Genomic DNA, 26,998 nt, shown 5'->3' on the forward strand with positions numbered 1-26,998 from the left:
CTCCTATACTTGACCCATCATTTGGTACATTGGAAGCAAAATCGATAAATAAATGATCAATACGAAGACCCCGATCATCAAAAAAACGACCGGCTGAATATAACTAATGATTCTCATTATTTTTTGTTCCATCCGCTCCAATACGAACCGGCTGTACATATACAACTCTTTAGACAATTGACCGACGGCTTGTCCATGTTGAACAACAGAGGAAAGTTCCTGTTCAAAAAATGGACTTTCAGCAAATATGATCTCTAGCGATTCTCCTTTCTTTAATTTCTCGATAAAGAGATTGGCCTCTTCCCTATAAAAATGGAGAAAATGTTGTTCTTGAAACAGAGTAAAGCATTCAAAAACGGACAATCCTCCCTTCAACAAATTGCTCATTTGCAAAGAAAAATAGTAGCTGTGAAATAACCGCAAACCTTTTGACACGATCGGAATTTTCATAAGCAGCTTCTGTTTTTCAAGCGGAGGCTTTTTTCGGAAAAAGACCCAATAGTAGAAAAAAAGGAGAAAGAAGGAGACAAACAAAATAAGAAAAAACCATTTGATCCCTTGAATGGTAAACATGACAAATGTCAGAAAGAAGGAGGCGTTCAAATCAACTGCTTCATACATATACGAAAATTGCGGGGTAACAACTGCTTGGATGACAAATAAAATAATTAAAAGAAGAGAAATTAAAAAGAGCGGATAGCGGAGAACTTGAATAAATTTTTCCAAATGGAGGAGTTGTTTTTCCAGCATTACTGAGCTTTCTTTTAAAGCAAAATGTATATCACCATGCTTTTCAGCAAAGAAAAGATAGCTTAGTACATCTCGATGAAATCCAAGCTTCTCAAAAGCCGTGTATAGTGAATTTCCTTTTGTCAACATCTGTATGCAAGTCTCAATATCTTGTCGGTATTTTTCTTTTACATGAAAACTCATAAAGCGAATAGCTTCATTTAATGCATACCCCTCTGAAAGCAGTTCACTCACTTTCTTCAAAAATTGTGCCTGCATCTTTTTGTTCCATCGATGCCTATTCATATTCAAACACCCAACGATCATATATGTCCGGATATAAATATCCAAGAGCGATTCCTTTTTTAATTACATCTTTTAACTTCATATAATCTAACTCACTCTGCTCCTCTCCTTTTGCTTCCCGAATAGCGGCGGTTAAATTTTTGCCGTAAAGAAGTTCATAGACCCCAATTCTCCTAATTTCCTTTAATTTTTTGCAATAAGGCGGGCAATTCCCTTTGCAAAACGGACATATTAAATGAACGAGACGCTGCGCAGCAACAGCGATCAAAGTTTGCTCAATTTCGGAAAATGTTACACCAAATTCTAATAATCGATAAATAGCCCCCTTTGCATCCCGCGTATGCATGGTGGTCAGTACTAAATGTCCGCTAAGCCCAGCCCGGACCGCAATCCTTGCTGTCTCATGATCCCGAATTTCACCGACCATAATGACATCAGGATCATGTCTTAATATTGCTTTTAACCCATTTGCATACGTAATTCCAGCTTTTTCATTGATCTGCACTTGAAGCATTTCATCGCTTTTCGTTTCCACAGGATCTTCAAGTGTGATGATGTTTCTTTTAAAATGTTTTTTTGCATAATGGAGAAGCGAATAAAGAGTGGTCGTTTTTCCCGAACCGGTCGGACCGGTAAGGATCAAGAGACCGTGAGAATGGTTTAAAAATGAAAGCATTTTTTTGGATTCTGACGGGAACAATGAAAGTTTTTCAGGCGATTGAATCGATTGCTCTAGCAATATTCGGATGACTAGACTTTCATCGAATACTGTAGGCAATGTCGATAAACGAAGATGCACCTCTCCGTAAATCGTATGGAAGGAGTAAGCACCGTTTTGCGGACGCCTTTTTTCGCCAATATCCATTTGGGCCATAAATTTAAAATGAGAAATTAAGCGTTCACAAATAGCTTTTGGCAGATGAAATATTTCTTTGATGTCATCGTCAATTCGAAATTGAATAACTGCTTTTTTCTTTTTCGGAACAATATGGATGTCTGAGGCACTAAATGAACACGCCAGTTCAATCAGTTTTTCGCTAAGCTTTTCAATTTCAATCATTCCATATCCCCCCTTTCTTTTCTTAGGATTCATCTTAACGAATTGAAGAGAAAAATGCGAACGTCGATAATGGATTTTTCTTTTCCCTTTCCTTTTGCAAAATTTAATTGAACATAGCAAAAAAATAACAATTGTTTGCAAAGACTGTTTAGAAAACAATTTTTTGCTATAAACTCATAATTTTTGAACATTTTTTTACAACATGTTTGAAAACAAAGTGGATACAATAACAATTGGAAACGGTATATTTACAATGTATCAAGCTGTACATTATAATATAAAAAGCGACCGATTGAGGGAAAAGGAGGGAAACACAATGGATCGCATGTTCCGTGTACTCGGTTTTTGGACAGGTATTTTTGCTATTATGTTTTATTTAGGCGATATGAAGACGACGTCTTTACTTTTCTTTGGTCAAACTGGATTTTTTGTTTTACTATCTTATTTAAAATTAACTGAACGTATGTATATTTATATTTTCGGAGCATATTTGACCATTTTCTTCGTCGGGTTTACATATTGGACGACGTTTATGATGGTCCCTGGACAAGGCGGCCATTAATAAAAACAGGCAATTCCGCAATGGAATTGCCTGTTTTTTGACCTTCTTCAATTTTTACGAAAGCGAAAATCCATTTAAAAAAGGATTTGTTTCCATTTCTTCTATAATGGTTGTTTCTGAACCGTGGCCAGGCAACACAATGGTTTCTTCCGGCAGCACTAGCAGTTTTTCATGAATGCTTTTCAGCAGTTCTTCATGATTCCCTCCAAGCAAATCCGTACGGCCAATGCTTCCTTTAAATAATACGTCGCCTGAAAAAACAGCATTTGCTTCTTCTAAATAGTAGGAGATGCTTCCAGGAGAATGCCCCGGTGTTTCAAATAAAGAGAACTGGAAAGAACCAATTGTCAAGCTTCCTTCTTCCCGAATGATTACGTCCGCTTCCTCTACCATTACATTTTTTCCATTCATAAAATGACCAGATCCATTTAAAGAAGGATCGCCAAGCCATTTTTGTTCTTTTTCGTGGACATATACTGGAATATTCCAAACTTTTCGAACATCATCAATCGCTCCGATGTGATCAAAATGTGCATGTGTCAACAAAATGGCAAGGGGAGTCAACTGATGTTTGCGCAATACTTCAATTAGCTTTTCTCCTTCATCGCCTGGATCAAATAAAATACACTCATTTTTGTCATTTGTTAAAATATACGCATTTGTTTGCAGCAATCCGAGCGGGATTCTCATCCATTTCATGCTCTCACCTCAGGTCATTTTCTTTTCCATTTCCATCATACAAAACATTCTTTTTTGGCGCAAAAGGAATAGTTAGAAAATTTTTGGCCAAACCTAAAATGTGCAGGACATACTGTTCATAAAATTGACATAGTCATTTTATGCAAACGTACCGTTCCTACCTCGACAAATCTAGTAAAAGAGATTAAAATATGAAGGGGAAGATATTTGCCGCACTTCAACGTATAAAAGATTGGGGGCTATACAATGGGTACTGTCATTATCTTTACTTTAGTAACTTTGCTTGGTATCTATGCTATTTTCCGTTCTTTAAAACAAAAAAACATATTGGGAATTTTGTTTGCGCTTGGAACAGTCGCTGTTTTTGGATGGTTTACCTATAAAACGATTGTTCACCACGGTATACCAGTGCCACACTAAAAAAGAAAGAATGGCGGGGCCATTCTTTTTTTTATGAATAAATAAACATTCAGTTGTCACACACCCGTCTTTTAACCTCCGCTTCATATTGCCAAAAAAGATGCTTTCACTCCTGTTTATTTTACAATCTCCTGAATCTTTTCCTTCCTTAAATCCATGATTTTTTCCAATCTCGGCCCATACAAAGCATAATGACCAGATGGCGAAATGAGGATAGGATCGTTTGTCACGTTTTTGAAGATGGTTTCTTTTTTCTTAGTGATAAGGTTAAATCTCTGCAGTTCAAAGGAACCGTCCTGGGATTTGGCAACGGGCACAAATGTATAAAGCTGCTGATTTTGAGCATTGAAGTCATAGTAGGGAAAAATCCATTGAGAGTAATCGGAAGCCAAAGGGACACGAAATGTAGACAACACTTTTTTTGATGAAGAATTTATAAAAACATATTGACCGAATCCTTTTTCCTGTTGATTTTCCTGCAAATACATGACAATCGATGAAAAATTTCCATTTCCGATGACATGATCAGCGATTTTTTTTTCGTGATGTTTCATTAAGTTCGCTTCATAAAGCGGAGCGCTTAACTCAGGCTCATCGTTATTCCATTTTACATACGTAATGCGATCTTCATCTGTCCATTGAAAAAAAGGTATTTGATAGGGACTATCCACAACTTTTTTCTCTTTCAAATCAAGCAAATAAGTCTTATATGACCAATCTTCAGCAAATGCTGTAACCATCAGCTCGTTTTCATTATAGGGATTCCATGTATATTGAAGTTCAAACGCATTGATTTCCCAATGAAATAATTCCTCTCCTTCGGTGTTTACAAATGTCAGGATGGCTTGATTGGTTTCAGGACTTGAATGAATGAGAAAAATTGTTCGGCGATCATTGGGCACTGTTTGAATAATCGGATGCTTTGTCTGGAAAAATAGTTCATCTTTTCCGCTTTGAAGATCGTGACAAATAACTTCCGAACGGTCTTCAAGATTTTTAATGTAAAGCACAGCCGTTTCATGAAACCATCCAGTAATATTTTGAAAGGTATTTTCCTCTGCTTCAATCGGTTGAATATTCTCTAAAAGATTCTGTTCTGCTTTAAAGTTATCAAACTCATTTTCCGTTTTTTTCTCTTTTGTCACTTGTTTCTTTTCATTCGTAAGCTGATGAAATTCACAAGACGACAAAAGGAGAATCGGAAAGCACATGGCGAAAAAAAAAGCTGCCCTCATCACCCTCATCCTTCTCATCCAATTTTCACTTATAATTTACGAATTTTTCAAAAAAATGTTTCAAATAATTTATTTGCACAGCAAATAAAGCGACGCCCAAAATATTCCCTTTGCTTTCCGATAAATTTCATCAAATTGGTCAAGCGGCAAAGGGTTCCTTCCTCTGCCTAATTCAACGGTAAATCCCGGCTTTCTGTATTCTTTAATAAACCAATCGCGAAAACCGGCATGACTATCAATCATTCGGATTCCTTTATATCCGCTTAACAACTCATACTCTTTTACGATTTCTTCCGACATCTCTGGTTCATAGTTTAAATACCCCCAATATATTTCTTCTCCTTGTGTGTGAAAGGCTACGATGAGTTCAAATTGAGACTGCTTTACTAGTTCACTCATAGCAATTGCTTCCGGCTCTGAGAGAGGATAATCACCTGGATAATCACGAGGTGCCGGGGATTTTGGGCTTTTTCTTTCTTTTTCAATTTCCCAAAAGGCAGGAAATTGATTGTTCAGATCAACGCCGCGAATATTTGCTTTCCAATCGGAAAAATCTTCACAGTTATTATTTAACTTGACGGCCTGTTCTTTCACTTGAGGATCGAACGATTCAGCTGCTAAAACAAGATTCACTCCATCCGGATTCACCATCGGAACAAACGATAAAGTAATCTGCTCATAAAGCTGTCTTACAGAAATTCCATTAATCGATTCGTTTAAAATAAGCTTCCGAACATACTCATTGAGCCATTTCATCATAATGGCTGTCGTAATCCACTCATTTGCATGAAACGAACCGTTCATATGAACTTTTTTCGTTCCGGAACCGATAAGAAGTTCAACTAAAGGATTCCCTAGAACACTGCGGCCGATAATCCTCTCTTTAATAAATGGGTAATTTTTTTTTAACACCTTAATATCGCTTGTCAAAGCCAAAAAATGATAGGGCCGTTTGGGATCAATTACAGGCCATGAAATTGGGACGGCATTGTATGTATTTTTAGTCAAGCTTGGTGAAGGATGAAACGGATTATTTTGTACGAAACCCCATCCGGGAATGACGATTTTTTCCCCTTTAAAGATTTTTTCGTTTTCGAAGAAGGGATTTGAATCCAACAACAATCGTTTCGAAAGTTGATATTTTTTTTTCAAGTACTCCAAATCCGCTGTTTCATTCATACAGATTTCCATAAAAAAACCCCTCTCCCCTTTTTATTCAGTACATAACATATTATATGAACGACATCATGTTTCATTAATAAAACGTATAAAAAAGCTCTGACCTAATGGCCAGAGCCTTTTACTGTTTTTTTGCAGCTTGCTGCTCGGTTGAATTCGGAGATGGTTCATCCTCATTGTCAAAAAACCGCAGCAGGTCACCATAAATAATTTCATCCGAATAATCAAGCTCATTTTTCGCTTTTTCCATATATGGTTCACATGCATTTTTATCCTCAACAGCTTCGCCTGTTGATTTGTCATAGCATATTCCTCTTGTATACACATATTGATCCGTAATAAAGCTGCCGTCCCTTAACACAGCAAACGGAATACGGTCTTTTGAAAAAATATCTGTACCAAATTCGATATCGTTTTTCGTATCAATGCCTAGCAGGTTTAAAATAGTTGGCTTCAAGTCAATTTGCCCGGCGACTTGATGGAACACTTTCGGATTTTTATCGGTAACCCCTGGAATATGGATAATTAACGGAACTTTTTGCAGCTGAATCGTATCAAGCGGCGTAATTTCCTCTTTTCCTAAAAATTGTGCCATCGCTTTGTTATGGTTTTCGGAAATACCGTAATGGTCGCCGTACAATATAATAATTGAATTTTCATATAGTCCAGCTTTTTTTAGATCTTCGATGAACACTTTCAAGGCTTCATCTGTATAACGAACCGTCGTAAAATAGCGATTCACGACTCCATCTTCAGAATCAAATTCATCAATCAATTTATCTTCTTCACCCAACTCAAACGGAAAATGGTTCGTTAATGTAATATATTTCGTATAAAAAGGCTGAGGAACATTTTTCAATAATTGTACCGACTGCTTAAAGAAGTCAATATCCTTCAATCCCCATCCTACCGAATTTTCTTCCGTCACATTATAATCTCTGACATCAAAGAAACGGTCGTATCCGAGAGAATTATACATCACATCGCGATTCCAGAATGTGCGGTTATTTGCATGAAATACAGCTGTGTAATAACCGTAATCCTTTAAAATTTCCGGAGTTGCATTGTACTCATTGTTCGCATTTGTAAAGAAGACTGAGCCTCTTCCCAACGGATACAAAGAATTTTCCAATAAAAATTCTGAATCTGACGTTTTGCCTTGTCCTGTTTGATGGTAAAAATTATCAAAATAGTAGCTTTGTTTAATAAAATCATTTAAAAACGGGGTAATTTCTTGTCCGTTCAATTTCTGATTGATAACAAAGTTTTGGAACGACTCCATAGAGACGATAATGACATTTCTACCTTTTGCAATTCCATTCATTTCTTTACTAGGCTCTTTTTTGTTCGCATTTAAATAATTTTGAATTTCGACCAAGTTATTGCTGTCAGCTAAGGCACGTTGTGCAGACGTTTTGGACTGCAGCAAAGAATCGTAAATATGAAAATTGTATACACCGATATTTTTGACGAGCATCTCCCTATCAAACGTTCTTGTTAAAAGCTGCGGACGCTCTGTTTCAGCCAATCCAAGATTAAAGAAAAACACAGCTGCAGCCATTAAATAATATGCTGTTTTTTCTTTGCGCATTAATTTTTCCTGTTTGCGGAAAACAGGTCTCCGTGAAAGCCAAATTAAAATGGCTATATCAACAAACATTAATATATCGACAGGTTGAATCAGCTCGGTTATGCTGCTTCCCAAATCTCCCATATTGCTAGCTTGGAAGAGCACGGGAATAGTCAAAAAGTCGTTATAAAACCGATAAAAAACAACATTAGCTAATAAGAGAAAGGTCATCACAATGCTGGCACCGATCACCCAGCGATTCCGGTTTTTGTCTTTCATAAATAATCCAATACCAAAAACAAACAGCAAAAAGCTCAGCGGATTGATGAATAAAATAATCTCTTGCTTGAAATTTTCTATTTTTATATCAAAACTAGTTTTGTAGACAATGTACGTTTTAATCCACATAAAAAATGTCGCTAATAACAAAAAAGAAATTTTTGAAAATGTGCTTTTACGCATTTTTTTTACCTCCTCAAACGGTGGACCTGCGCATTTCTATACTTAAGTGTTTTTTTCCATTTTTTAGGCATCTTAGTGAATAACTAAAGATTATCTTAATACTTCTTCCAAAAAAAATCAATGTTTTTTTACAATATATTTACAATAAGATGCTAGCTTTTTATATATTATTTTATCTCAGTACCTATTATGTTTAGACGGACAAAATTTAAAAAAGTTTCATATAAACAGAATTTGTTATAATCCAAATTTGGCTGCATCGAGTAGGAGGGAGCGATTAACTCCCGTCCTCTCACACCACCGTACGTACGGTTCCGTATACGGCGGTTCAATTAAGATGATTGACGCAAGTCTTTATAACTTCCGTGAATAGCTGTTCTCTTTATGCCAGTGGTCACTCCACCCTCCAAGAGGTCTCCCACGGGATTCACCGCTTCCTTCCTCAAGTGAGGTACTACGTTTTCTGTGTTCATCATGACTCACTGAATGCCAAGGGCTATTCTCTCTTAATTGTTCGGTCCTTCTTAGTAGTTCTAAACCAACTAATACTATGACCTCTGCTGACTTCTGACGGTTCAGCTACTTATCACTAAGTAGGTTATGAAGCGTATTTCACCTATCCGCCAGACCTCCCCGGGTAAGAGTGTAATCTTTCCTTCCATCCATCTGCTTCATTTACTCTGTATCACCTTCGGCAGAAAGGGCTTTGTTTTGTTGTGCAAACTCACCCAGTGATACCTAGCCTCATATGAAGTTCGTGTTCCGAGAGACCTTAAAGTTTGCCGCTCGCTTCCTTCAGATTCCGCGTCGCCACGGACACCCTTGCGTTAAGCTAACTGCTACTTCTGCCTTCGCAGCTCGGGACTTTCACCCTATAGATTACACCCATGCCGGGCGCACCCAAAAAAATAGCGCCTTTTTTAAAAGCGCTATTTTTTAGTCTTCCTCAATTTTCAAGTATGTACGTTTTAACCAGCCATGCGCCGCCAATTACACCTGCATCATTGCCAAGCGTTGCAAGAGTAATATCTGCTGCGGAAGCTTCATGAAAAACGAACTGTTGAAAAACATTTTTAACTCTTTTTATTAAAAATTCCCCAGCCTTTGATACTCCACCGCCAATGATAATTTTGGAAGGATTTAAAGCAGTAGCCAAGTTGGCAAGAGCAAGACCAAGATGCATCGTCATGTCGTCGACAACCTGCAATGCCATCTCATCGCCGTTTTTCGCAGCATCAAACACATCTTTTGCAGTGATCGATCCTTTTCTTTCCAATTCTCGATTCAGCGTTGATCTCCCATTAAACTCTTCCATTTTGGCTATAGCCATTCGAACTATTCCAGTTGCAGAGGCGACCGTTTCCAGGCAGCCGGTTTTTCCGCAGTTACACGGAAAACCTCCATGCAAAACGGAAGTTATATGGCCGATTTCTCCGCCTGCGCTATTTTTCCCATGGATTATTTCTCCATTTGCAATGATTCCTCCGCCGACTCCCGTTCCGAGTGTGACGCATATTAAATCTCTTTCTCCATTCCCCGCTCCTTTCCACATTTCACCAAGAGCTGCAAGGTTGGCATCATTATCAACTCTTACTTGCAAACCAGTTTCTTTTTCAAGATTTTTCTTAAGCGGATAATTATTTTCCCATCCAATATTGACAGTTCTAGAAATGATTCCCTCTGTTAAATCGACAGGTCCAGGCGCCCCCATGCCGATTCCAATCAGCTTTTGCTTCGATTCACCAAGTTCTTTCAACTTTTCGTATATAGATTGAGAAATATCACTAACAATATTTTTTCCTGATTTATCGGTAGGGATTTCCCATTTTTCAATAATATCTCCATTTATATTGATAAATGCAATTTTTATCGTAGTTCCCCCTAAGTCCACACCAACTAGCCAATTATCGATCATATTTATCATCCTTTACTCTTTTTCTCTTATCTTTTTCTATCATTATTTCTCGTCTTAACAATAGCATGGCCATTTCAAATTCTTTTGCGTCAATCAGCTGCGACTCAAACAGCTGCTTCACCTCCTCCTCCATTAATTCAAGATCAGCCACACGATCCCCGATGTATATGATAGTACCGAAACGTTTTAAAAGCTGTTGTATGTCGTAAATCGTTTTCAAAAACATCACCTTCTAAATAAAAATGTGGATAAGCTGCACATATTGCTAAAGTTCTTTTTTTGAAAACTTCCGAACAAGTCATCGAGCTATAGATTGTCAAGCTGTTGTTTTAGCTGCTGATATTCCGCTTTTCCCGGATCAAGCTTCAATGCCTTATCAATCGCTTCTTGTGCTTTCACAACATCATTCTGTTCCGCATATATTAGGCTAAGTACATAATAAGCTTGATGAAATGTCGGATCTTTTTCCAATACATTGTTTAAATATTCAATTGAGCTTGCCACATTGTTCAAACGATATTCCGTATAAGCAAGTAAATAGATGATTTCAACTTTTGCATCATCAAGCTCCTTCGCTTCCGAAAGCACTTCGGAAGCCTTTTGGAACTCCTTGTTCTCAATTAGTGCCTGCGCCCTTGCTAAAGCCATTTCCGAATTGCGCTTAGGGGCTATTTCATATCCATAATACCCAAGACCGAAAACGAAGATGATCGATAAAATAAGCCCCACTGCTCTCGTGAAAAATTTGGACATCCTTGGAATCTGCAGAACAAAAGCTGCCAGAAATCCGCCAATTAAACCGCCTATATGACCAGCGTTGTCCACATTCGGAATCGCCCAGCCAAGCATTAAGTTAATTAAAACTACAATCAAGATGTTGGGTCCTATTGTACGGAAAAACAATTTAGGGTTTAACACTCCTAAAAACAAGAGCGCACCGAACAAGCCGAATATCGCACCTGATGCACCTGCGGACAAAAAGGGGCTGAAAGCAAAGCTTGCAAGCGAACCAGTAAATCCGGCAAACAAGTATATAAGCAAAAATCGAATCGAACCATACATTTTTTCAACAGTCATTCCAATATAATAAAGGGCTAAAGAGTTCATAATCAAATGCAAAAAACCGATATGCAATAAAATTGGTGAAAAAAATCTCCACCATTCGCCATCGTAAATGGCAGGATTGTATTTCGCTCCAAATTTTATAAGAGTATCAGAATTTGTGCTTCCCCCGTACAATTCAAGAAGAAAAAACATCACAATTTGTGCTGCTAAAAAAACATATGTAAAGAAAGGCCTGCCATTTTCAAAAAAGGAGCGTTCCAGCCTTTCTTGCCTTTTTATATAAGAAAATATTTCTTCTTTTATTCGTTCAACTGATTCAAAATTTGATTCTTCTGCTGCATAATCAAGTTTTTTCAACGAAGCCGAAAGAGCATCTTCCAAATCACCTGTTTTTTCCATTATATGCTCTTGATCCAGCAGCATTGTTTTGACGACTGTTTTCCCATGCGCAAAAGGTTCTTTAATCCGAAATTCCCAATCATCAACAGGAGGAAATGTGGTCACATAAATGTTAAGAATATTTAAGTCCCTTCTCATAGATTGTTTTCGGATCGTTTCAAAAATATGCGCCGTATGTTCAATGTCTTGAGAGATCCAATTTCCCCAGTCAATATCTTTTCTGACAAATCGTACAAGCTGAAAATATTTGTTGCGAAACGGCTCAAGCCAAACCTCCGAATGATCGCCGGATATATTGATTAGCCTGTAATTATGCTCCACCACAAGACTTTGCAAAATTTTCCAAAAAATAAAATCTAGCTGAGTCCCCATTTAAAATCTCTCCGCATGTTTTTCCTTTATTATACCAATGTGGAAGGGCAGTTTGAAGAAAAAAGCTGAATCAAAAACGATTCAGCTTTCCATTTCCACCTATTTAAAAGCACCTTGGAGAAATTTCCTGCCAATTAGCGGTATCTGCATTGTCAGTTGAATAAATTTCTCACGCATCCATTTGCTTTTTAGGCATACGTTCATAATTTTGTATCGATTTGAATATATGAAGAAAATGCCGAATACTAGAAGAATTCTTTTTAATCGCTTCATAATTTAATCCCTCCATTAATTAAAATAAACTTTTTGCTCAATTTTTATCCAAAATAAAATACGCAATTACTGTTGCAATGAAAATTGATAAAAAATTGACTGCGTCATTATTCATCCAGACAAAACCTTTCGTCTTTACCGTATATTCCCCGCAATGTATTCTTTTTTCCGTTTCAGCATGGCAGACGAGACATTTATTTTTTCGTTGAAAAAAGCATCCGAACAGGGTGTCAATCAAAGCTCCAATAAATCCAAATAATATAATGAAAGGCAAACTTTGAGCATCATTTTTTATAAAAAAAGAACTCCCCAGCGCAACAAACGAAGAACCGAGGATGGAAGCAAAAGTTCCGAGAACGGTAACAGCACCTGATGTTCCTTTTTCGACAAATTTTGGAGGAAATAAAAGAATCGGTTTTATTCGGCTTAAGCTGCCAATTTCGGAAGCCCATGTGTCCGCGTTGGCGCAAGCGAATGAAATGGTTAAAAGAATGAACCAAAAATTGCGGTCATCATGATCCACTATATTGAAAATGCTGATCAATACTGGAATCCCGCCATTTGCCAGCACTTGAACATAGTCGCGTCTTTCCCCTTTTTCAAGAATTGATGCCATTTGCGCTTTTCGTTCCTTCTTCCATTTACTGATCATGCTTGATGACGCAAAAAATAATCCAAGGGGGACCAGCCCTGGAAAACCAAAACTAAAATAGATGCTGGCGCCGACAAATACGGAGCTTATTGCTCCAGAAATCGACAAAGCTTTTGACTTATAGGAAATATAAGCGATAGTCGCAATAAAAATAATGAACAATAAAGGAATGATCATTTCCTGCACTCCACCAATTCTTTTTCAGTAATGATGATATCAACCGGAATATCATGGGATTCAATCGGCACTTCCTCAACTATTTGAAAGGAAAAAGCAAGCGCAATAGTTACATTAGCGTATTTATGTAAATAACGATCAAAATAACCCCCGCCATATCCGATCCTGTGCCCACGCCGGTCGAAGCAGATGCCAGGGACGATGAGCAAGTCAATTTCTTTTGGCGTTATGAGTGTTGTTTGCTCAAAGATCGGCTCCTGTAAATCTAAATAAACATTCTCTAATTGATCAAACGATTTTATTTCCCTGAACTCCATTTCTTTTATATTTGGGTCGCATTTAGGCACAGCTGTTTTTTTCTTTTCCTGCCAGCAGCGAAAAAATAAACTTTTTGTATCGACCTCGAAGTCTTTGGATACTGTAAGGCCAATGGTATTCGCCTCCTGCCAATAGTCTGTTTCAAAAAGAGTTTCAGCAATTTTGTTTGACCATTCCGCATGAAATTCATGCCCCATGTTTTTTAACATCCGTTTCACTTCATTTCTGATTTCAAATTTTTTTTCCAACTTAAAAATTCCTCCCATTTACCTTTTTTATAATAAAAAAACAGCAGGAAATATCTTCCCACTGCTTTTACTTCGTTTCACGATGCAAAGCATGACTTTTGCATCTTGGACAATATTTTTTCAATTCGATACGTTCTGTGTTTGTACGTTTATTTTTTGTAGAGATATAATTTCTATCGCCGCATTCTGTGCAAGCAAGAGTAATATTTACACGCATATCTTTCCCTCCAAACTATTTCATGTTCAAATTCAGACTTTTATATAATATCATTTTTGCATTGTAAAATCTACATTATGTTTATTTTTGAACACAAAGTTTCAAGTCGTTTCAAATTACATTTTTTTTAAGTTAACATGAAATTTCGTTAAAAGCCGTTTTGTTCTATTAAAATATATGATATAACAATAAAGGGACAACTAATGGAAGGTGAGATGCATGGAAATTGTGATTATTATTCTTTTCCTTGTCAGCATTGCTTTATTAGGAATTGCTTATACTCAGCGTGACGATATAAAAGAGTTGGAACAAGAAGTTGAGCATTTATCCGTTTCTGCGATGCAAGAAATATACAAAATGAAAAAGAAAATGAGGGTATTGGAAGAAGAATTGCTGCAAGGAACAAACACAAAGCCTGTTTCGCAAGACACACAGTCCGTTATACACTTTGATTATTACACGAAAAACAAAATTCTATCAAAATATCAGCAAGGCATGTCAATTGCTGAAATTGCAAAATCGGAAAATGCCACAACCGATGAAGTAAAGCTAATAATCGAACAAAATAAGAGGGAACTATCATGAATAAACGAATTTTACAAGCATTCTCAGCAGGGATGATCGTTTCCACCTCAATTTTGACCCTCACTTTTTATTTAGGGAACTATGATCAAAAGGTTGTGGCTGAAAAAGAGTTGACGGACAAATCAGTTAACGAGTATTTAGCTCAAAATAATAAAATTGCTGTATCCAATAAAGAATATGAAGAATTTCTTTCTTACAAAGATACAAAAGTAAAAAATCTGAATAAAACACCTCAACAAAATGAACAGCAGCAGAAGCAGCAAAATCAAAATGCACAAAACCAAAATACACAAAATCAAAACCAAGAACAAAAGAACAATAACCAACAAACTGAGGTAAAACCTGTAAAAGTAAATATTAAAGAAGGCATGACGACAAGCGACGTATCAAAAATACTTGAACAATCGGGCATTATTGATTCCGCCTCCAAATTTAATCAATACTTAATTAAACACGATTATCATAAGCGTGTACAAATTGGAACTTTTGAAGTAAAAAAAGGGATGAGCTACTACGAGATCGCAGAAGCCCTTACAAGATAAAAGGGGCTGCGATCCGTTTTTTTATAAATAAGGTTTGAAACCAGCCGTTTGTAAAAAAAGGAAGTTTTTCAAAACTCAAAATGGTGAAGTTCAGAACCACAAAAAGATTGCCCTTATCATTTTTCTCCCATTCCCGACCGTGTTGATTATTGTCATTCCAAGATCATTGTCCCAGCCTCAATTTTGTGCTTTTCTCGGCTTTTAAATTGTCTTTTTTTTTAATCAATAAGCCCACCAAAATTCCATGCCTTTTCTTTCACAAAATTGCCCTATGCTCTGCCCGAAATTTTTCCATAACACTTGTCTCTTATATTTCAGACATAGACACGATATAATACTTACAATTCCATTTTATATTCGATAAACTATATAAGTTGAATTAAAGATTTACAACTGAACACACAAACGATCGATCGTTTGTTCTGGTTTCTGGTTGATTCGCTGAATAAAGGCTTGGACATTCTTTCTAATTTCTTGCACACTCGAATAGAACACGTTGTAAATCACGTCTGATTTCAGCCATTTCCATAGCCCTTCAATCAAGTTCAATTGCGGACTGTATGGTGGCAAAAAGACGAGCTCTAACCGATCTTCGTGTTCTTTTAAAAATGGCTGAATGAGTTTGGCATGGTGAATTCGAGCGTTATCTAAAATCATCACTATTTTGCCTGTGGGATAGCGTTCTAACACAAGTTGAAGAAATCGAAGAAATGTTTCCGCGTCATAGCGTTCTTCTTCGATGCAAAACACTTCCCCTGTTTCGTAGTTCAACGTGCCAATCAGCTTCAGCCCTTGATGTTTTCCAAACGTCGGAATGATTCGTTGTTTTCCTTTGACAAACCATGTTTTTTGAATCGCTTGGTAATCACGAATCATCGACTCATCTTGAAAGAGGACATGGGCGATGTTCCCATCTACCAGTTTTTTTTTACTTCAGGGAAGGTGATTTCGACGAATTCTTTTTGTTTCTCTTCATCGGCATTGGCTAGTGTATAGGTCGGTTTCGTATAGCTTAGCCCTAACCGATGCAGAATGTCACTTGTTCCGCGAAGCGTGTATGTTGGCCCCCACTTTTGTTGAATGAGTTCAGCGATTATCGCAAGCGTCCAATTATATTTTGCTTCGAATCCCACATCTACGGGGAGCTGATGTTCAATGATCAAAGCCAGCTCTTTTTCCTGCTCAGGGGTCAATCGACGTGGGGCGCCAGGTGAGTATTTCATCTCCAGTCCATCAAGACCGCGCTGGGCGTAGGCATGAATATAGTTATAAATAGTTTTCTTGGATCGACCAATAATCGTTGCGATTTCTCCTTTGGTATATCCCTGCAAATGAAGATAAATCGCTTGGTAGCGTTCATATGCTCGTTTACTTTTTGCTTCTTTCATGGCAGTGGACAACTTTTCGATCTCGTCTTTGTGATTTGGCATCATAGTTTTCTCTCCGTTCCCCTATTTTCTCTTTGTATTTATTCGCCGTGGAACGGGAGAAAACCTTTATTTCAATTTATATATTTAAATCAAAAGACATAAAAAGTTCCCTTCCTATCTAGATAAATTTGGGTGGCGAACCAAAATTTATTTTAGCACTAGGAGGGGCTTTTTAGTATCGCGAAACCATTTACGAATAACATAGCGATTTTATTTATATAAAAAAGGTTTGCCTGAAAACGGCAAACCTTTAATCATTTAAAGCATAATGGCGGCCTTTAACTAAATATAAAACATTTTCCGCGATATTCGTCGCATGGTCAGCAGTACGTTCAATAAATCTTGCTACAAGAGAGAGCTGGGTAATTTGATTCATATACTCTAAGTTCTCAGGAATAATTTGCAAAAGCTCCTTAATTGCTTCACCATATAAATCATCTACTTCATCGTCTATTTCGGCTATTTTTCTTGCTAATGCAACATCTTCCTCATGGTAAGCTTTCAGCGATAAAGACAGCATTTCTGATGCCAGCTTGTGCATTTTTGTGATTTGTTCAAGCGGTTTTATAAGCGGTTCATTTCCAATTCGAATTGCTGATTTTGCGATGTTGACTGCGTTATCTGCCATTCGTTCGATATCAGCAGCTATTTTAATGGAAACAATGATTCTTCTTAGATCAATCGCAACGGGCTGCTGCTTTGCAATTAAAAGAATTGCAAAGTCATTAATTTCCTCTTCGAGCTGATCGACATTCACATCTTGCTCTAATACTTCAATAGCCAAATCGATATCCTGCTTTTCTAATGCGCGGATTGATTTGCCTAATGCAACTTCCGTCAAACTGCCGATTTCAATTAACTTGGTGTGTAACGTGTTCAAGTCAAGTTCGAATTTTTCTCTCATTTTTTTTCCTCCAACATGAACCGTGTTATTCAAAACAATTATTATCCGAAGCGTCCTGTAATATAATCTTCCGTCCGCTTATCTGACGGATTAGAAAAGATTTGGTCGGTTTCGCCAAATTCGATAACTTCTCCGTTTAAGAAAAAGGCAGTTTTATCAGATATACGTGCAGCTTGCTGCATGTTATGCGTTACAATAATAATGCTGTAATCTTTCTTTAATTCTTGAACCAATTCCTCAATTTTCAACGTAGAAATCGGATCAAGCGCTGACGTTGGTTCGTCCATCAAAATCACATCAGGTTCAATTGCTAAACAACGTGCAATGCATAAACGCTGCTGCTGACCGCCTGACAGGCCATACGCGTTTTCCTTCAATCGATCCTTAACTTCATCCCATATAGCTGCGCCTCTTAAACTTTTTTCGACAATTTCATCCAATATTTTTTTATCTCGGATACCGTGTATTCTCGGTCCGTACGCAATATTGTCATAAATGGATTTCGGGAACGGGTTCGGCTTTTGGAAAACCATGCCGACTTGAGTGCGCAGCTCTTCAACACGATAAGATTTATCAAATATATTTCTTCCGCGATACAATATTTCTCCGTTGATCCGAACGGATGGAATCAGCTCCACCATTCGATTCAATGTTTTGATATAAGTCGACTTTCCGCATCCAGAAGGTCCAATGATTGCCGTCACTTCATTTTCATAAATGTCCAAATCAATATTTTTTAAAGCTTGATCATCACCGTACCATAAATTTAAGCCGTTCGTTTTATAGACAATTTTCTTTTCATTCTTGTCTTCGCTATTTTGTTTATAAACAATTTCTTGTTCTTTTTTCAGTTCAGTTTTTTTCAATTCAGTAATTGCCAAAATAAAAACCTCCTTCATCCTTTTAGGAAAACCCATTTAATAACGCTTTTGAAATTTGTTTCGAATCAACACCGCAACCGAATTCATTACTATTAAGAAAATAAACAACACAATGATTCCGGCAGCTGCTACATTTTGAAATTCTGCTTGAGGTCGCGACGCCCAATTGTAAATTTGAATCGGCATAACCGTATAGGAGCTTAATAAATTCTCTGGTAAATAGTTAACAAATACAAATGCACCCGCCACAAGAAGAGGGGCTGTTTCTCCAATAGCTCGTGAAAAAGCTAAAATGCTTCCGGTAAGAATTCCAGGAATTGCAGCAGGTAAAACAATTCGATAAATTGTTTGCCATTTCGTTGCTCCCATTCCATAAGAAGCTTCACGTAACTCTTTCGGAACCGAACGGATCGCTTCTTGAGCCGCCACGACAATAACTGGCAATATTAATAAACTCATCGTTAAGCCGCCTGCCAAAATACTTCTACCTAAATCCATCGCCCGAACAAATACTGTAAGCCCCAACAAACCAAAGACGATAGATGGGACACCCGCCAAATTCGAAATATTCGCCTGAATAAAATTTGTAAGTTTATTTTTTTTCGCATATTCCTCCAAATAAATAGCTGTTCCTACACCAAGCAGGAGGGAAATTGGAATGACCACTCCCATAACCCAGATCGAGCCGATCAAAGCCGCTTTTATTCCTGAAGCAGAAGCTCTCCTTGAGGCAAAATTTTGGAAAAACTCCGGTGTTACATAACTAATTCCTTGAGTGAATATCCGATATAACAGGATGGCAAGAACTACTAAAGCGAAGATGGTAGATACAAAAAACAGCGTTTGAAAAAAACGATTTTTTAAAGTCCTTTTGCCCATCATTTTTTGGACAACCGTTTGATCAATGTACTTCATGTTAATATTCCTCCCTGAATCGGCGCGAGATAAATTGAGCTAATAAATTCATCAGCATTGTAAAGACAAAAAGCGTGGCACCAACAGCATAAATGCTGTAATAGATTGTTGTTCCGTATCCCGCATCGCCCGTGCTCACTTGAACAATATAAGCCGTCATCGTTTGAATAGATTCAGTTGGATCAAACGTTAATTTTGGAGTAGCTCCTCCAGCTAACGTGACAATCATTGTTTCGCCAATCGCACGGGAAATCCCTAGTACGAACGAGGCAACGACTCCCGATGTGGCAGCAGGAAGCACTACTTTTAAAGCCACCTCAAATTTTGTCGCACCTAAAGCAAGTGCGCCTTCTCGAATGGAATTCGGGACAGAGCTCATCGCATCTTCTGAAAGGGATGCAATCATCGGAATAATCATAATTCCAACAACAATGCCCGGGCTTAATGCGTTGAAAAAGCCAATATCAGGGATTATCTTTTGCAAGAGAGGAGTAACAAACGTCAGAGCAAAAAAACCGTATACAATAGTTGGAATTCCTGCTAAAACTTCTAAAATCGGTTTGATAATCCTTCTTGTCCGATCTGACGCATACTCACTCAAAAAAATAGCAGATGCAAGACCGACTGGAAGTGCAACAATCATGGCTATAACCGTTACTAACAGCGTGCCAGAAACGAGAGCCATGATTCCATATGAGGCATCATCTTTTAAAAACGGATACCATTCTTTTTCAGTGATAAATTCAAAAAAAGAAACCCGCGAAAAAAATATTATTGTTTCTGTAGCAAGAGTAACAATAATTCCGATTGTTGTTAAGATGGAAATAGCTGCTGCAACAAATAAAGCGGCTGGGACCAATTTTTCTATAAAATCGTGCATCGATTTTTTTGATTTTTTCTCTTTGATCAATTCCCGAACCGATTTTCCTGCAGATAAAGCCATCATGAAAACCCCTTTCATGCCCATAGGAAGATGAGAAGCAAGGATGCTTCTCATCCAACCAGTCTATTTATTTTTATTTTAAACCTTCAAGCGTTTTTAACTGCTCATCATATTGCTCTTGCGGAAGTTTAACATAGCCAACTTCCTCTGATAATTCCCCTGCGTTTTCTAAAGCATATTTCACGTATTCATACACTTGCGGCTTCTCTTTTAATGATTTGTTGTTTACATAAATGAACAGTGGACGGGAAAGCGGTTCATAAGTTCCTTTTTCTATTGTTTCATTTGTCGGCTCGACTGCTTCCCCTTTAGAGTTTACAATCGGTACAACTTTCAACTGGTCTTTATTTTCTAAATAGTATGCATAGCCGAAATAACCTATTGCATTTTTATCGTTAGCGACTCCTTTTACAAGTACGTTATCGTCTTCGGACAATGTCGCATCTTTTACGATCGGTTCGCCGCCTAAAACAACTTCATCAAAATAATCATACGTACCGGAATCTGTACCAGGCGAGAAATATTTAATTTGTTCATCCGGCCACTCAGGGTTAATGTCAGACCATTTTTTCGGCTCGCCTTTCCAAATTTTTGCTAAATCTTCAATCGTAAGTTTGTCAACCCAGTCATTTTCTTTGTTTACAACGACGGATAAGCCGTCAAAAGCAATTTTGAATTCTGTATATTCAATTCCATTTTCTTCAGCAACTTTTTTCTCTTCGTCTTTAATTGGGCGAGATGCGTTAGAAATATCAGTTTCACCAGCTGTAAATTTTTCAAAGCCTCCGCCTGTTCCTGAAATTCCAATTGGAGCTTTTACATCAGGATGTTCTGCAGAAAATTCTTCAGAAACAGCTTCCATTATCGGACCAACAGTTGATGATCCATCAATAGCGATTTCACCTTCTAATTTTTGCTCGCTTGATCCGCTTTCTGAAGATGATTGCTGTCCGGAGTTTGAACTATTTGTGTTTGCATCATCCGAATTACCGCAGGCTGCTGTAAAAGCTAATACAGAACTGATCATAATGGATGACGCCAAAAATTTAAAATTTTTCATTCGGTTACTTCCCCCTATTATTTCGTGATCTCATCTTACGTATATAAGATTAACTTTCAAGTATTAAACAAGTTTTAATAGAATGTAAAGCTTTTGTAAAGCTTGTTTTTTGTGTGTATAAAAAACAGATGATGCTGCGTAAACGGCATTCCTCATTTATTTTATCCCTTCTCTCCATCCGCTAGATTTGGCCTGTGTATGCGCTTTTCTTGTTTTAACAGGCGGTTGCTTTCTTTCAGCCTAATTTGTTTAACAAACAGATATATGAACGCATGGCCTGAACCTATTAAGAGCAATAAAAAAGGAATGGTTTTTGTTTCATTTGTCAAAGCAACTGTAAAAATAAAAAAGAGGATCGATAGGATTCTTCCTGCATTTAAAAAAATTTCTCGAACAACAATATATTCGATCCTTGCTTGCGCAATATTCCACCCTTTTCCAATCACATCATACGTGATCGAAGAGTACGGAACAAGCAAAATTGGATAGGCAATTCCGATTGCAATAGCATATATTAACAATCTTTCATAGGAAATTTGAAATAAAATGAGAAACAAGGAAAAGTATAGCATAAGCCCGCCGGCTAGAATAGCTTTTTTCCTCATTTTTTTCGTAATCCACCGAGAAGCCACAATATAAGTGAAAAAGGCTACGAAAGAATTTAGAAAACTAAATGTACCTAAAGCCATCTCACTTTTGGTCACGATGTATACAAACACATTAATGAAAAATGTAAATGTTCCTTCACGCAATCCTTGAAACACATGAGCGTTTGTAATTAATCGCCAATTTTTATTTCTTTTTCTTTCTTGAATGATTTTCAATAAAATGTAATCTCCATGAGCTTTTCTAGACGTAAAAAAGAAGCTCAACATGACAGCAACAGTAAATAACATTAACGAAACTGCAAAAATCACTTTATACCCAATAGTATTTGTAAGTCTTGAAATAATCAGACCGGCTAACATCGGTCCAATCATCCCTGAAAGGGAAGTTAATATCCCAAGAAAGCCATTAAAAAAGTCCCGTGTTTCCGGTTCAGTAATTTCAAATGTCAACACATTAAAGGCCAGCCAATAAAAACCGTAGCCGATGCCAATGATTGCACCTAACAAATACATGTAGTTGACAGCTTGATCTTTTAAAACTAAAACGGTTAGAAAAAATGCGGCTAAAAACGACACTCCTAGGCGAAGTACAACGACTCGATCAATTTTTTTGGATACTTTCCCAGCAATAATGAAAGCAAGCGGCTGAAAAATGACAATAAATAAATTGTATAATCCTAAATCAATCAATTCCCCTGACTGTTTCCATAAATAAACATTTACGAACGTATTCGAAAGTGCAATGCTTAATGAATAAAAACCGCCGATCATCAACAGCAGCATGAAATCATGGTCTGTTTTTCTTGATCCAATCCATTTTTTGACATTTATCATATAAAACTCCCCTTTACTTGCTACTACTATTTTTCCTAGCTAAAGGGGAGTTATGTATAAAGAAAGGTGTTTTCGTTACCTTTCAGTGATTAAACTCGAGAAAAGTCATAGAAACTGCTGAAACTCTAATGAATGTCAGCTTCATTCAATAAATTTTTTAAAAATACATAAAAAAGGCTGAGATTCGAATATCTCAGCCTCTTGTAACAGTTTATTTTGCAGCGCTGTAGCGTTTTGCTACTTCGTCCCAATTCACAACATTCCAAAACGCTGCAATATATTCAGGACGACGGTTTTGGTATTTTAAGTAATAAGCATGCTCCCAAACATCAAGGCCTAAAATTGGAGTTTTCCCTTCCATAAGAGGATTGTCTTGGTTTGGAGTGCTTGTAATTTCAAGCTCGCCGTTGTTTACAACCAACCATGCCCAGCCGGAGCCAAAACGACCAGCAGCAGCTTTAGCAAATTCTTCTTTAAAAGCTTCAAAACTTCCAAATTTTTTGTTAATTGCTTCTGCTAATTCTCCAGTTGGCTCGCCGCCTCCATTCGGTGAGAGGATGGTCCAGAACAAGCTGTGATTTGCATGCCCTCCACCATTATTTCGAACAGCTGTACGAACAGATTCAGGAACAGCGTCTAAATTAGAGATTAAGTCTTCTACACTTTTAGATAAAAGTTCAGTTTGACCTTCCAAAGCAGCGTTCAAGTTCGTCACATATGTGTTATGATGTTTTGTGTGGTGAATCGTCATTGTTTCTTTGTCAATATGAGGTTCCAATGCATCATAGTCGTATGGCAATTTAGGTAATTCATAAGCCATAATGAATCTCCTCCTTAATGATTAATATGTACTAAATGCTTTCTGCCTTGAAGCTTTCATATTCAGATTACCAAACTTATTAAAATGATGCAATTAATGTGCAATTAAAAAAACGGTTACATTATTCGACTAATTTTATGGACCCTGCAGGATTCGAACCTGCGACCGGACGGTTATGAGCCGTCTGCTCTAACCAGCTGAGCTAAGGGTCCTTTTTCAAACACATAAGTAAATTATCACTAAATAGCTATTGAAGTCAATGGCTAATTTAGAATATTGTATAAAGAAAATGAATGATCATCAATAGCTGAATCAGCCCTTTTGCTACTGTGCTCGCCAACAACCCCAATAAAGAACCGACTCCAACCTTTACAGCCTCGCTAAATGTTTTGCGGTGTACGAGAAGCTCTGCCGCAACAGCCCCTAAAAAAGGTCCTAAAATAATGCCAACAAACGGGATGATAAATGGCCCGGCAATTAAACCAATCGTACTTCCCCATCCGGCTGCTTTACTTCCACCAAACCGTTTAACTCCTACCATATTTGCCAAATAATCCGATAGGAATAAAAGAATGATGAACATACTTTCAACAACCCAAAATGAAATGGTTAACTGGCTGAAGCTAAAACTAATTCCATAGATAAAAAAGGCTGCTACAATCAATAACGCTGACGGTAAAATGGGGAAAAGCAGCCCGACAAAAGATAAGATAAAAAGAGCAATGATCAAAATCCAAATGATTACATCCATTTGCTTATCCTCCTATAAATTGTAAATCAATGAACAATTTAATCCACTTGAAACGATTATTGACGGTATCCTAAAACAGCTTCCGCAATATTCACCGAGTGGTCGCCAATTCGTTCTAAGTTGCTGATAATATCTACATATACTATTCCGCCTTGTCCGGTACAAATCCCTTCATTAATGCGGATAATATGTTTTTTGCGTAAAGTGCGTTCCATTCTATCGATTTTTTCTTCAGATTTCAATACTTTTTTTGCTAATACAACATCGTTATCATCTAAAGCGTCGATCGCATCCTTCACATTTTGCAAGGTAATTTCAAACATTTCCAATAAATCTTCCAATGCTTGCTCAGTAATGGTGACTTTATTATTATTTTTATAATCAATAAGCTCCACTATATTTTCAAAATGGTCGCCGATTCGTTCAATATCTCGAACAGTATCCATTAAAATGGAATGTCGGCGTGAATCATTTTGCGACATATCTTTTCCAGAAATCAATACGAGATAATCTGTTATTTTCCTATCTAAATTATTGATCGCCTCTTCAAGCTGCATCGCCATTTGTGCGTGCTTCTGCTGATTTGTCATCAAAAATTGTCTTGTTTCCTCTAGCCCTAATGATGCATATTGACCCATCCGAAGCAGTTCTTCCTTCGCTTGCCCTAAAGCAATGGTTGGTGACTGTTCAATAAAAATTGGATCCAAATGCTTCGCTTTATACTCTATCGCTAAATCTTCACCAGGTATAACTTTTGTGACAAGCAGTGCAAATGCACCGATGAACGGCGCTTGAACGATCGTATTGACAACATTAAATATTCCATGAGCAAAGGCAATGGTCATTTCAGGATTTAAATACAAATGAGCTTGCAATGATTCGATAAAATATTTGAAAATTGGTAAAATAATTAGAAAAATTGCCGTTCCGATTAAATTAAACATTACATGCGTCAAAGCAGCCCGTTTGGCAGCAATCGATGCTCCAATTGATGCCAAAACTGCTGTGATGGTTGTTCCGATATTATCACCGAATAATAAAGGCAGCGCAGCGTTGAGATCAATTAACCCTTGTGAAAACATCATTTGCAAAATCCCAATCGTCGCACTTGAACTTTGAACGATGATTGTAAAAACGGTTCCAATTACAACGCCAAGCAGCGGATTTGCACTTATGCTGACAGTCAAGTCATGAAAAATTTCTAATGATCTTAACGGCTTCATGCCGTCTCCCATCAATTCAAGCCCAAAAAACAAAGCGCCAAATCCAAAGATCACCTGCCCGATGCTGTTTATTTTTTTGTTTTTAGAAAAAAATAAAAGAACAGAACCTATAAATAAAATTGGCAAGGCATAAGCTTCGATATCGAATCCGATAATAAATGCCGTAACAGTCGTTCCGATATTTGCTCCCATGATCACGCCTATTGCTTGCTTTAAGCTCATGAAGCCGGCAGAAACGAGACCAACCGTTAAAACAGTTGTACCGCTGCTCGATTGAATTAACATTGTCACAAACATTCCAGCAAAAATACCCATAATAGGGTTTGTCGTAAACTTATCCAAAATATCTCGTAATTTATCTCCGGAGAATTTTTGCATACCTTCTCCCATACTTTTAATCGCAAATAAAAAAATTCCAATCCCGCCAAGAAATTCAAATAATATTTTTTGAACATCTACATCCACTCGTTTCACCTCCTTATTTTTCCAAATGTATTAACAGTTGAATCATTTTTGAAAAAGAAACGTTTATATTTCCCATTACCAAATTCCTTCAAATCCAATTTTTTTATTTTGCAATCGGTGCAGGCTCCTGCAGCTTCTATCAATAATAATGGATGAAGTCGATATGCCCCGCAAATAAAATTAATTTTTAACATGTTCCTCCCACACATGTTACTTTTATATTTTAAATTTAACAAAAAAATTTTACATTTTGTTCACAATTGTTATTCTTATTGCCGAATCGCCTATATAACTTATTTTCATTATTTTTGTTTCATTGGTACAATCAAATAGAAATGTTATAAAAGGAAGTGTTTCGTTCAATGAATTTATTTGTCCTCCTTTTTAAAAGCATATACTCTCCAAAAACAATCGCTCTTACTAGATTTCAAAAAATCGGCAAACCCATTCTTTATGGATTTTTATTGGCCTTTCTTGCCGCCCTGCCCAATTGCATATATTTAAACTTAGCTATTGTAAATGCTATAAACGGGCTTGACCAAACGATAAATGAAAAAATCCCTGAATTCACCATTCATAACGGAACTTTAAAATCCGAGGAAAATGCGGTTGTGGAAGCAAAGCATGGTCAATATACAATTATTTTTGACCCAAAAGGAACTTTCACAAGGGATGACTTGAAATGGCAGGAAAACGTCATCGGCATCTTATCGAATGAATTTGTTTTCGTTTCCAATGGCACAATGCAGCAGCTCGAGTATAACTTTTTTCAGGAAACAGAGATAACAAAAGAGGATTTGCAATCTGCCATCAAACAGCTGTCTGAAGTTGCTCCGATTATCATTCCCGTGATATCTGTCACACTATTTGCGATGTCAGCCACTTCTAAATTTGTGGAAATTACGTTTTTAGCTATTGTCGGGCTGTTGTTTAAAAAGAGGATGGGAAAAAGATTAAATTTTAAACAGCTTTGGACTATTTCAGCCTACAGTGTCACGCTTGCAACCGTGTTTTTTGCCATTATGAACTTTTTTCTCATCGATATATCCTTTGCTCTTTATATAAACTGGTTTGTACATATAACTGTTTTATATCTTGTATTAAAAGAAATCCCGAGCCCGAAACAACCAATAAAAGCTGCATAAAAAACCCCTTAAGGCAGAATTTCCAACTCTGCCT

27 protein-coding genes and 1 tRNA gene are annotated in these 26,998 nt (G+C 37.2%); 5 read left to right on the forward strand and 23 right to left on the reverse strand.

All coding sequences use genetic code 11. The features are described from left to right. Positions 1 to 3: 3 nt before the first annotated feature. Both comGB and comGA read right to left on the reverse strand, forming a co-directional pair. Complete coding sequence (gene comGB / locus NSQ44_RS12595; protein WP_340857197.1) at positions 4 to 1,035, reverse strand: competence type IV pilus assembly protein ComGB; 1,032 nt, start codon at positions 1,033 to 1,035, stop codon at positions 4 to 6. Then, a complete protein-coding gene (gene comGA, locus NSQ44_RS12600; protein ID WP_340857198.1) occupies positions 1,028 to 2,095 on the reverse strand; it encodes a competence type IV pilus ATPase ComGA in 1,068 nt (355 codons plus the stop codon). Before comGA ends, comGB begins: the two co-directional genes overlap by 8 nt. A gap of 316 nt (positions 2,096 to 2,411) precedes the next feature. Here comGA and NSQ44_RS12605 point away from each other — a divergent pair, with 316 nt between their 5' ends. Further along, a complete protein-coding gene (locus tag NSQ44_RS12605; protein WP_063388092.1) occupies positions 2,412 to 2,657 on the forward strand; it encodes a DUF2626 domain-containing protein in 246 nt (81 codons plus the stop codon). Between the two features lie 54 nt (positions 2,658 to 2,711). Here NSQ44_RS12605 and NSQ44_RS12610 read toward each other — a convergent pair whose 3' ends face one another. Then, a complete protein-coding gene (locus NSQ44_RS12610) occupies positions 2,712 to 3,356 on the reverse strand; it encodes an MBL fold metallo-hydrolase (RefSeq protein ID WP_094246208.1) in 645 nt (214 codons plus the stop codon). Between the two features lie 246 nt (positions 3,357 to 3,602). On the opposite strand from NSQ44_RS12610, the gene NSQ44_RS12615 reads away from it, so the two are divergent. Then, the gene (locus NSQ44_RS12615) at positions 3,603 to 3,776 is read left to right on the forward strand and encodes a DUF2759 domain-containing protein (protein WP_065095533.1); all 174 of its coding nucleotides are present in this window, start codon (positions 3,603 to 3,605) and stop codon (positions 3,774 to 3,776) included. 116 nt (positions 3,777 to 3,892) lie between these two features. On the opposite strand, the gene NSQ44_RS12620 is transcribed toward NSQ44_RS12615, so the two are convergent. From NSQ44_RS12620 to rpmG, 9 genes are all read right to left on the reverse strand, one after another. Then, positions 3,893 to 5,011: a YqgU-like beta propeller domain-containing protein gene (locus tag NSQ44_RS12620; protein WP_340857199.1), complete on the reverse strand. Its 1,119-nt coding sequence runs from the start codon at positions 5,009 to 5,011 to the stop codon at positions 3,893 to 3,895. A 69-nt stretch (positions 5,012 to 5,080) separates the two neighbouring features. Next, positions 5,081 to 6,202, reverse strand: a complete 1,122-nt coding sequence (locus tag NSQ44_RS12625; RefSeq protein WP_340857200.1) for a M14 family metallopeptidase — start codon at positions 6,200 to 6,202, stop codon at positions 5,081 to 5,083. A gap of 109 nt (positions 6,203 to 6,311) precedes the next feature. Continuing rightward, on the reverse strand, positions 6,312 to 8,222 hold the full coding sequence (locus NSQ44_RS12630; protein ID WP_340857201.1) for an LTA synthase family protein: 1,911 nt from the start codon (positions 8,220 to 8,222) through the stop codon (positions 6,312 to 6,314). Positions 8,223 to 9,168: 946 nt separating this feature from the next. Continuing rightward, entirely contained in the window at positions 9,169 to 10,137 is a 969-nt protein-coding gene (locus tag NSQ44_RS12635) for an ROK family glucokinase (RefSeq protein WP_340857202.1), read from the reverse strand. After that, the gene (locus NSQ44_RS12640; RefSeq protein ID WP_340857203.1) at positions 10,127 to 10,357 is read right to left on the reverse strand and encodes a YqgQ family protein; all 231 of its coding nucleotides are present in this window, start codon (positions 10,355 to 10,357) and stop codon (positions 10,127 to 10,129) included. Before NSQ44_RS12640 ends, NSQ44_RS12635 begins: the two co-directional genes overlap by 11 nt. Positions 10,358 to 10,443: 86 nt before the next feature. Then, on the reverse strand, positions 10,444 to 11,973 hold the full coding sequence (locus NSQ44_RS12645) for a rhomboid family intramembrane serine protease (protein ID WP_340857204.1): 1,530 nt from the start codon (positions 11,971 to 11,973) through the stop codon (positions 10,444 to 10,446). A 310-nt stretch (positions 11,974 to 12,283) separates the two neighbouring features. Further along, entirely contained in the window at positions 12,284 to 13,075 is a 792-nt protein-coding gene (locus NSQ44_RS12650) for a DUF92 domain-containing protein (protein ID WP_340857205.1), read from the reverse strand. Continuing rightward, the gene (locus tag NSQ44_RS12655; protein ID WP_340857206.1) at positions 13,072 to 13,641 is read right to left on the reverse strand and encodes a 5-formyltetrahydrofolate cyclo-ligase; all 570 of its coding nucleotides are present in this window, start codon (positions 13,639 to 13,641) and stop codon (positions 13,072 to 13,074) included. Before NSQ44_RS12655 ends, NSQ44_RS12650 begins: the two co-directional genes overlap by 4 nt. 67 nt (positions 13,642 to 13,708) lie before the next feature. Further along, positions 13,709 to 13,858 carry a 50S ribosomal protein L33 gene (gene rpmG, locus NSQ44_RS12660; protein WP_063388082.1) on the reverse strand — a complete coding sequence of 50 codons (150 nt, stop codon included), beginning with the start codon at positions 13,856 to 13,858 and terminating at the stop codon, positions 13,709 to 13,711. Positions 13,859 to 14,077: 219 nt separating this feature from the next. Here rpmG and NSQ44_RS12665 point away from each other — a divergent pair, with 219 nt between their 5' ends. Together NSQ44_RS12665 and NSQ44_RS12670 are read left to right on the forward strand one after the other, a co-directional pair. Beyond that, positions 14,078 to 14,443: a DUF6115 domain-containing protein gene (locus tag NSQ44_RS12665; protein ID WP_063388081.1), complete on the forward strand. Its 366-nt coding sequence runs from the start codon at positions 14,078 to 14,080 to the stop codon at positions 14,441 to 14,443. Continuing rightward, on the forward strand, positions 14,440 to 14,985 hold the full coding sequence (locus NSQ44_RS12670) for an endolytic transglycosylase MltG (RefSeq protein WP_340857207.1): 546 nt from the start codon (positions 14,440 to 14,442) through the stop codon (positions 14,983 to 14,985). Before NSQ44_RS12665 ends, NSQ44_RS12670 begins: the two co-directional genes overlap by 4 nt. Positions 14,986 to 15,372: 387 nt before the next feature. Here the strand turns inward: NSQ44_RS12670 and NSQ44_RS12675 are convergent. From NSQ44_RS12675 to NSQ44_RS12725, 11 genes are all read right to left on the reverse strand, one after another. Beyond that, positions 15,373 to 16,418 (reverse strand): IS630-like element ISBs2 family transposase gene (locus NSQ44_RS12675; RefSeq protein ID WP_015374552.1). Its coding sequence is split into 2 segments (ribosomal slippage): positions 15,373 to 15,912 and positions 15,915 to 16,418, totalling 1,044 coding nucleotides; the frame shifts between segments, so codons are not numbered across the junction. Between the two features lie 247 nt (positions 16,419 to 16,665). Further along, complete coding sequence (phoU, locus tag NSQ44_RS12680; RefSeq protein WP_063388079.1) at positions 16,666 to 17,319, reverse strand: phosphate signaling complex protein PhoU; 654 nt, start codon at positions 17,317 to 17,319, stop codon at positions 16,666 to 16,668. 41 nt (positions 17,320 to 17,360) lie between these two features. Continuing rightward, positions 17,361 to 18,152, reverse strand: a complete 792-nt coding sequence (gene pstB, locus NSQ44_RS12685; RefSeq protein WP_445659534.1) for a phosphate ABC transporter ATP-binding protein PstB — start codon at positions 18,150 to 18,152, stop codon at positions 17,361 to 17,363. A gap of 84 nt (positions 18,153 to 18,236) precedes the next feature. After that, on the reverse strand, positions 18,237 to 19,115 hold the full coding sequence (gene pstA, locus NSQ44_RS12690) for a phosphate ABC transporter permease PstA (RefSeq protein ID WP_340857208.1): 879 nt from the start codon (positions 19,113 to 19,115) through the stop codon (positions 18,237 to 18,239). 1 nt (position 19,116) lies between these two features. Then, complete coding sequence (gene pstC / locus NSQ44_RS12695) at positions 19,117 to 20,058, reverse strand: phosphate ABC transporter permease subunit PstC (RefSeq protein ID WP_340857209.1); 942 nt, start codon at positions 20,056 to 20,058, stop codon at positions 19,117 to 19,119. 73 nt (positions 20,059 to 20,131) lie between these two features. Continuing rightward, entirely contained in the window at positions 20,132 to 21,118 is a 987-nt protein-coding gene (locus NSQ44_RS12700) for a PstS family phosphate ABC transporter substrate-binding protein (RefSeq protein ID WP_094246215.1), read from the reverse strand. A gap of 161 nt (positions 21,119 to 21,279) precedes the next feature. Further along, positions 21,280 to 22,560, reverse strand: a complete 1,281-nt coding sequence (locus NSQ44_RS12705) for an MFS transporter (protein ID WP_340787900.1) — start codon at positions 22,558 to 22,560, stop codon at positions 21,280 to 21,282. Between the two features lie 211 nt (positions 22,561 to 22,771). Further along, on the reverse strand, positions 22,772 to 23,380 hold the full coding sequence (gene sodA / locus NSQ44_RS12710; RefSeq protein ID WP_063388074.1) for a superoxide dismutase SodA: 609 nt from the start codon (positions 23,378 to 23,380) through the stop codon (positions 22,772 to 22,774). 138 nt (positions 23,381 to 23,518) lie between these two features. Further along, positions 23,519 to 23,592 (reverse strand) — tRNA-Ile (locus NSQ44_RS12715). Positions 23,593 to 23,648: 56 nt separating this feature from the next. Next, a complete protein-coding gene (locus NSQ44_RS12720; protein WP_094246217.1) occupies positions 23,649 to 24,131 on the reverse strand; it encodes a DUF456 domain-containing protein in 483 nt (160 codons plus the stop codon). A 56-nt stretch (positions 24,132 to 24,187) separates the two neighbouring features. Beyond that, positions 24,188 to 25,819, reverse strand: a complete 1,632-nt coding sequence (locus NSQ44_RS12725; RefSeq protein WP_340857210.1) for a Na/Pi cotransporter family protein — start codon at positions 25,817 to 25,819, stop codon at positions 24,188 to 24,190. Between the two features lie 362 nt (positions 25,820 to 26,181). On the opposite strand from NSQ44_RS12725, the gene NSQ44_RS12730 reads away from it, so the two are divergent. Then, complete coding sequence (locus NSQ44_RS12730) at positions 26,182 to 26,964, forward strand: DUF1189 domain-containing protein (RefSeq protein ID WP_340857211.1); 783 nt, start codon at positions 26,182 to 26,184, stop codon at positions 26,962 to 26,964. Positions 26,965 to 26,998: the final 34 nt, after the last annotated feature.

The sequence above is a fragment of the Aeribacillus sp. FSL M8-0254 genome (assembly GCF_038008845.1).
GTDB lineage: Bacteria > Bacillota > Bacilli > Bacillales > Aeribacillaceae > Aeribacillus > Aeribacillus composti.

What these genes read in the sequence shown, in the direction of transcription:
- NSQ44_RS12635 (WP_340857202.1), bottom strand. Translation starts at nt 10,137, where the DNA reads ATGATCGATAATTGGCTAGTTGGTGTGGACTTAGGGGGAACTACGATA.
- phoU (WP_063388079.1), bottom strand. Translation starts at nt 17,319, where the DNA reads ATGAGAGAAAAATTCGAACTTGACTTGAACACGTTACACACCAAGTTA.
- NSQ44_RS12630 (WP_340857201.1), bottom strand. Translation starts at nt 8,222, where the DNA reads ATGCGTAAAAGCACATTTTCAAAAATTTCTTTTTTGTTATTAGCGACA.
- NSQ44_RS12645 (WP_340857204.1), bottom strand. Translation starts at nt 11,973, where the DNA reads ATGGGGACTCAGCTAGATTTTATTTTTTGGAAAATTTTGCAAAGTCTT.
- NSQ44_RS12615 (WP_065095533.1), top strand. Translation starts at nt 3,603, where the DNA reads ATGGGTACTGTCATTATCTTTACTTTAGTAACTTTGCTTGGTATCTAT.
- pstA (WP_340857208.1), bottom strand. Translation starts at nt 19,115, where the DNA reads ATGAAGTACATTGATCAAACGGTTGTCCAAAAAATGATGGGCAAAAGG.
- NSQ44_RS12665 (WP_063388081.1), top strand. Translation starts at nt 14,078, where the DNA reads ATGGAAATTGTGATTATTATTCTTTTCCTTGTCAGCATTGCTTTATTA.
- NSQ44_RS12720 (WP_094246217.1), bottom strand. Translation starts at nt 24,131, where the DNA reads ATGGATGTAATCATTTGGATTTTGATCATTGCTCTTTTTATCTTATCT.
- NSQ44_RS12670 (WP_340857207.1), top strand. Translation starts at nt 14,440, where the DNA reads ATGAATAAACGAATTTTACAAGCATTCTCAGCAGGGATGATCGTTTCC.
- sodA (WP_063388074.1), bottom strand. Translation starts at nt 23,380, where the DNA reads ATGGCTTATGAATTACCTAAATTGCCATACGACTATGATGCATTGGAA.
- NSQ44_RS12650 (WP_340857205.1), bottom strand. Translation starts at nt 13,075, where the DNA reads ATGATCATTCCTTTATTGTTCATTATTTTTATTGCGACTATCGCTTAT.
- NSQ44_RS12625 (WP_340857200.1), bottom strand. Translation starts at nt 6,202, where the DNA reads ATGGAAATCTGTATGAATGAAACAGCGGATTTGGAGTACTTGAAAAAA.
- pstC (WP_340857209.1), bottom strand. Translation starts at nt 20,058, where the DNA reads ATGGCTTTATCTGCAGGAAAATCGGTTCGGGAATTGATCAAAGAGAAA.
- NSQ44_RS12620 (WP_340857199.1), bottom strand. Translation starts at nt 5,011, where the DNA reads ATGAGGGCAGCTTTTTTTTTCGCCATGTGCTTTCCGATTCTCCTTTTG.
- comGB (WP_340857197.1), bottom strand. Translation starts at nt 1,035, where the DNA reads ATGAATAGGCATCGATGGAACAAAAAGATGCAGGCACAATTTTTGAAG.
- NSQ44_RS12605 (WP_063388092.1), top strand. Translation starts at nt 2,412, where the DNA reads ATGGATCGCATGTTCCGTGTACTCGGTTTTTGGACAGGTATTTTTGCT.
- NSQ44_RS12730 (WP_340857211.1), top strand. Translation starts at nt 26,182, where the DNA reads ATGAATTTATTTGTCCTCCTTTTTAAAAGCATATACTCTCCAAAAACA.
- NSQ44_RS12610 (WP_094246208.1), bottom strand. Translation starts at nt 3,356, where the DNA reads ATGAAATGGATGAGAATCCCGCTCGGATTGCTGCAAACAAATGCGTAT.
- rpmG (WP_063388082.1), bottom strand. Translation starts at nt 13,858, where the DNA reads ATGCGTGTAAATATTACTCTTGCTTGCACAGAATGCGGCGATAGAAAT.
- NSQ44_RS12700 (WP_094246215.1), bottom strand. Translation starts at nt 21,118, where the DNA reads ATGAAAAATTTTAAATTTTTGGCGTCATCCATTATGATCAGTTCTGTA.
- comGA (WP_340857198.1), bottom strand. Translation starts at nt 2,095, where the DNA reads ATGATTGAAATTGAAAAGCTTAGCGAAAAACTGATTGAACTGGCGTGT.
- NSQ44_RS12705 (WP_340787900.1), bottom strand. Translation starts at nt 22,560, where the DNA reads ATGATAAATGTCAAAAAATGGATTGGATCAAGAAAAACAGACCATGAT.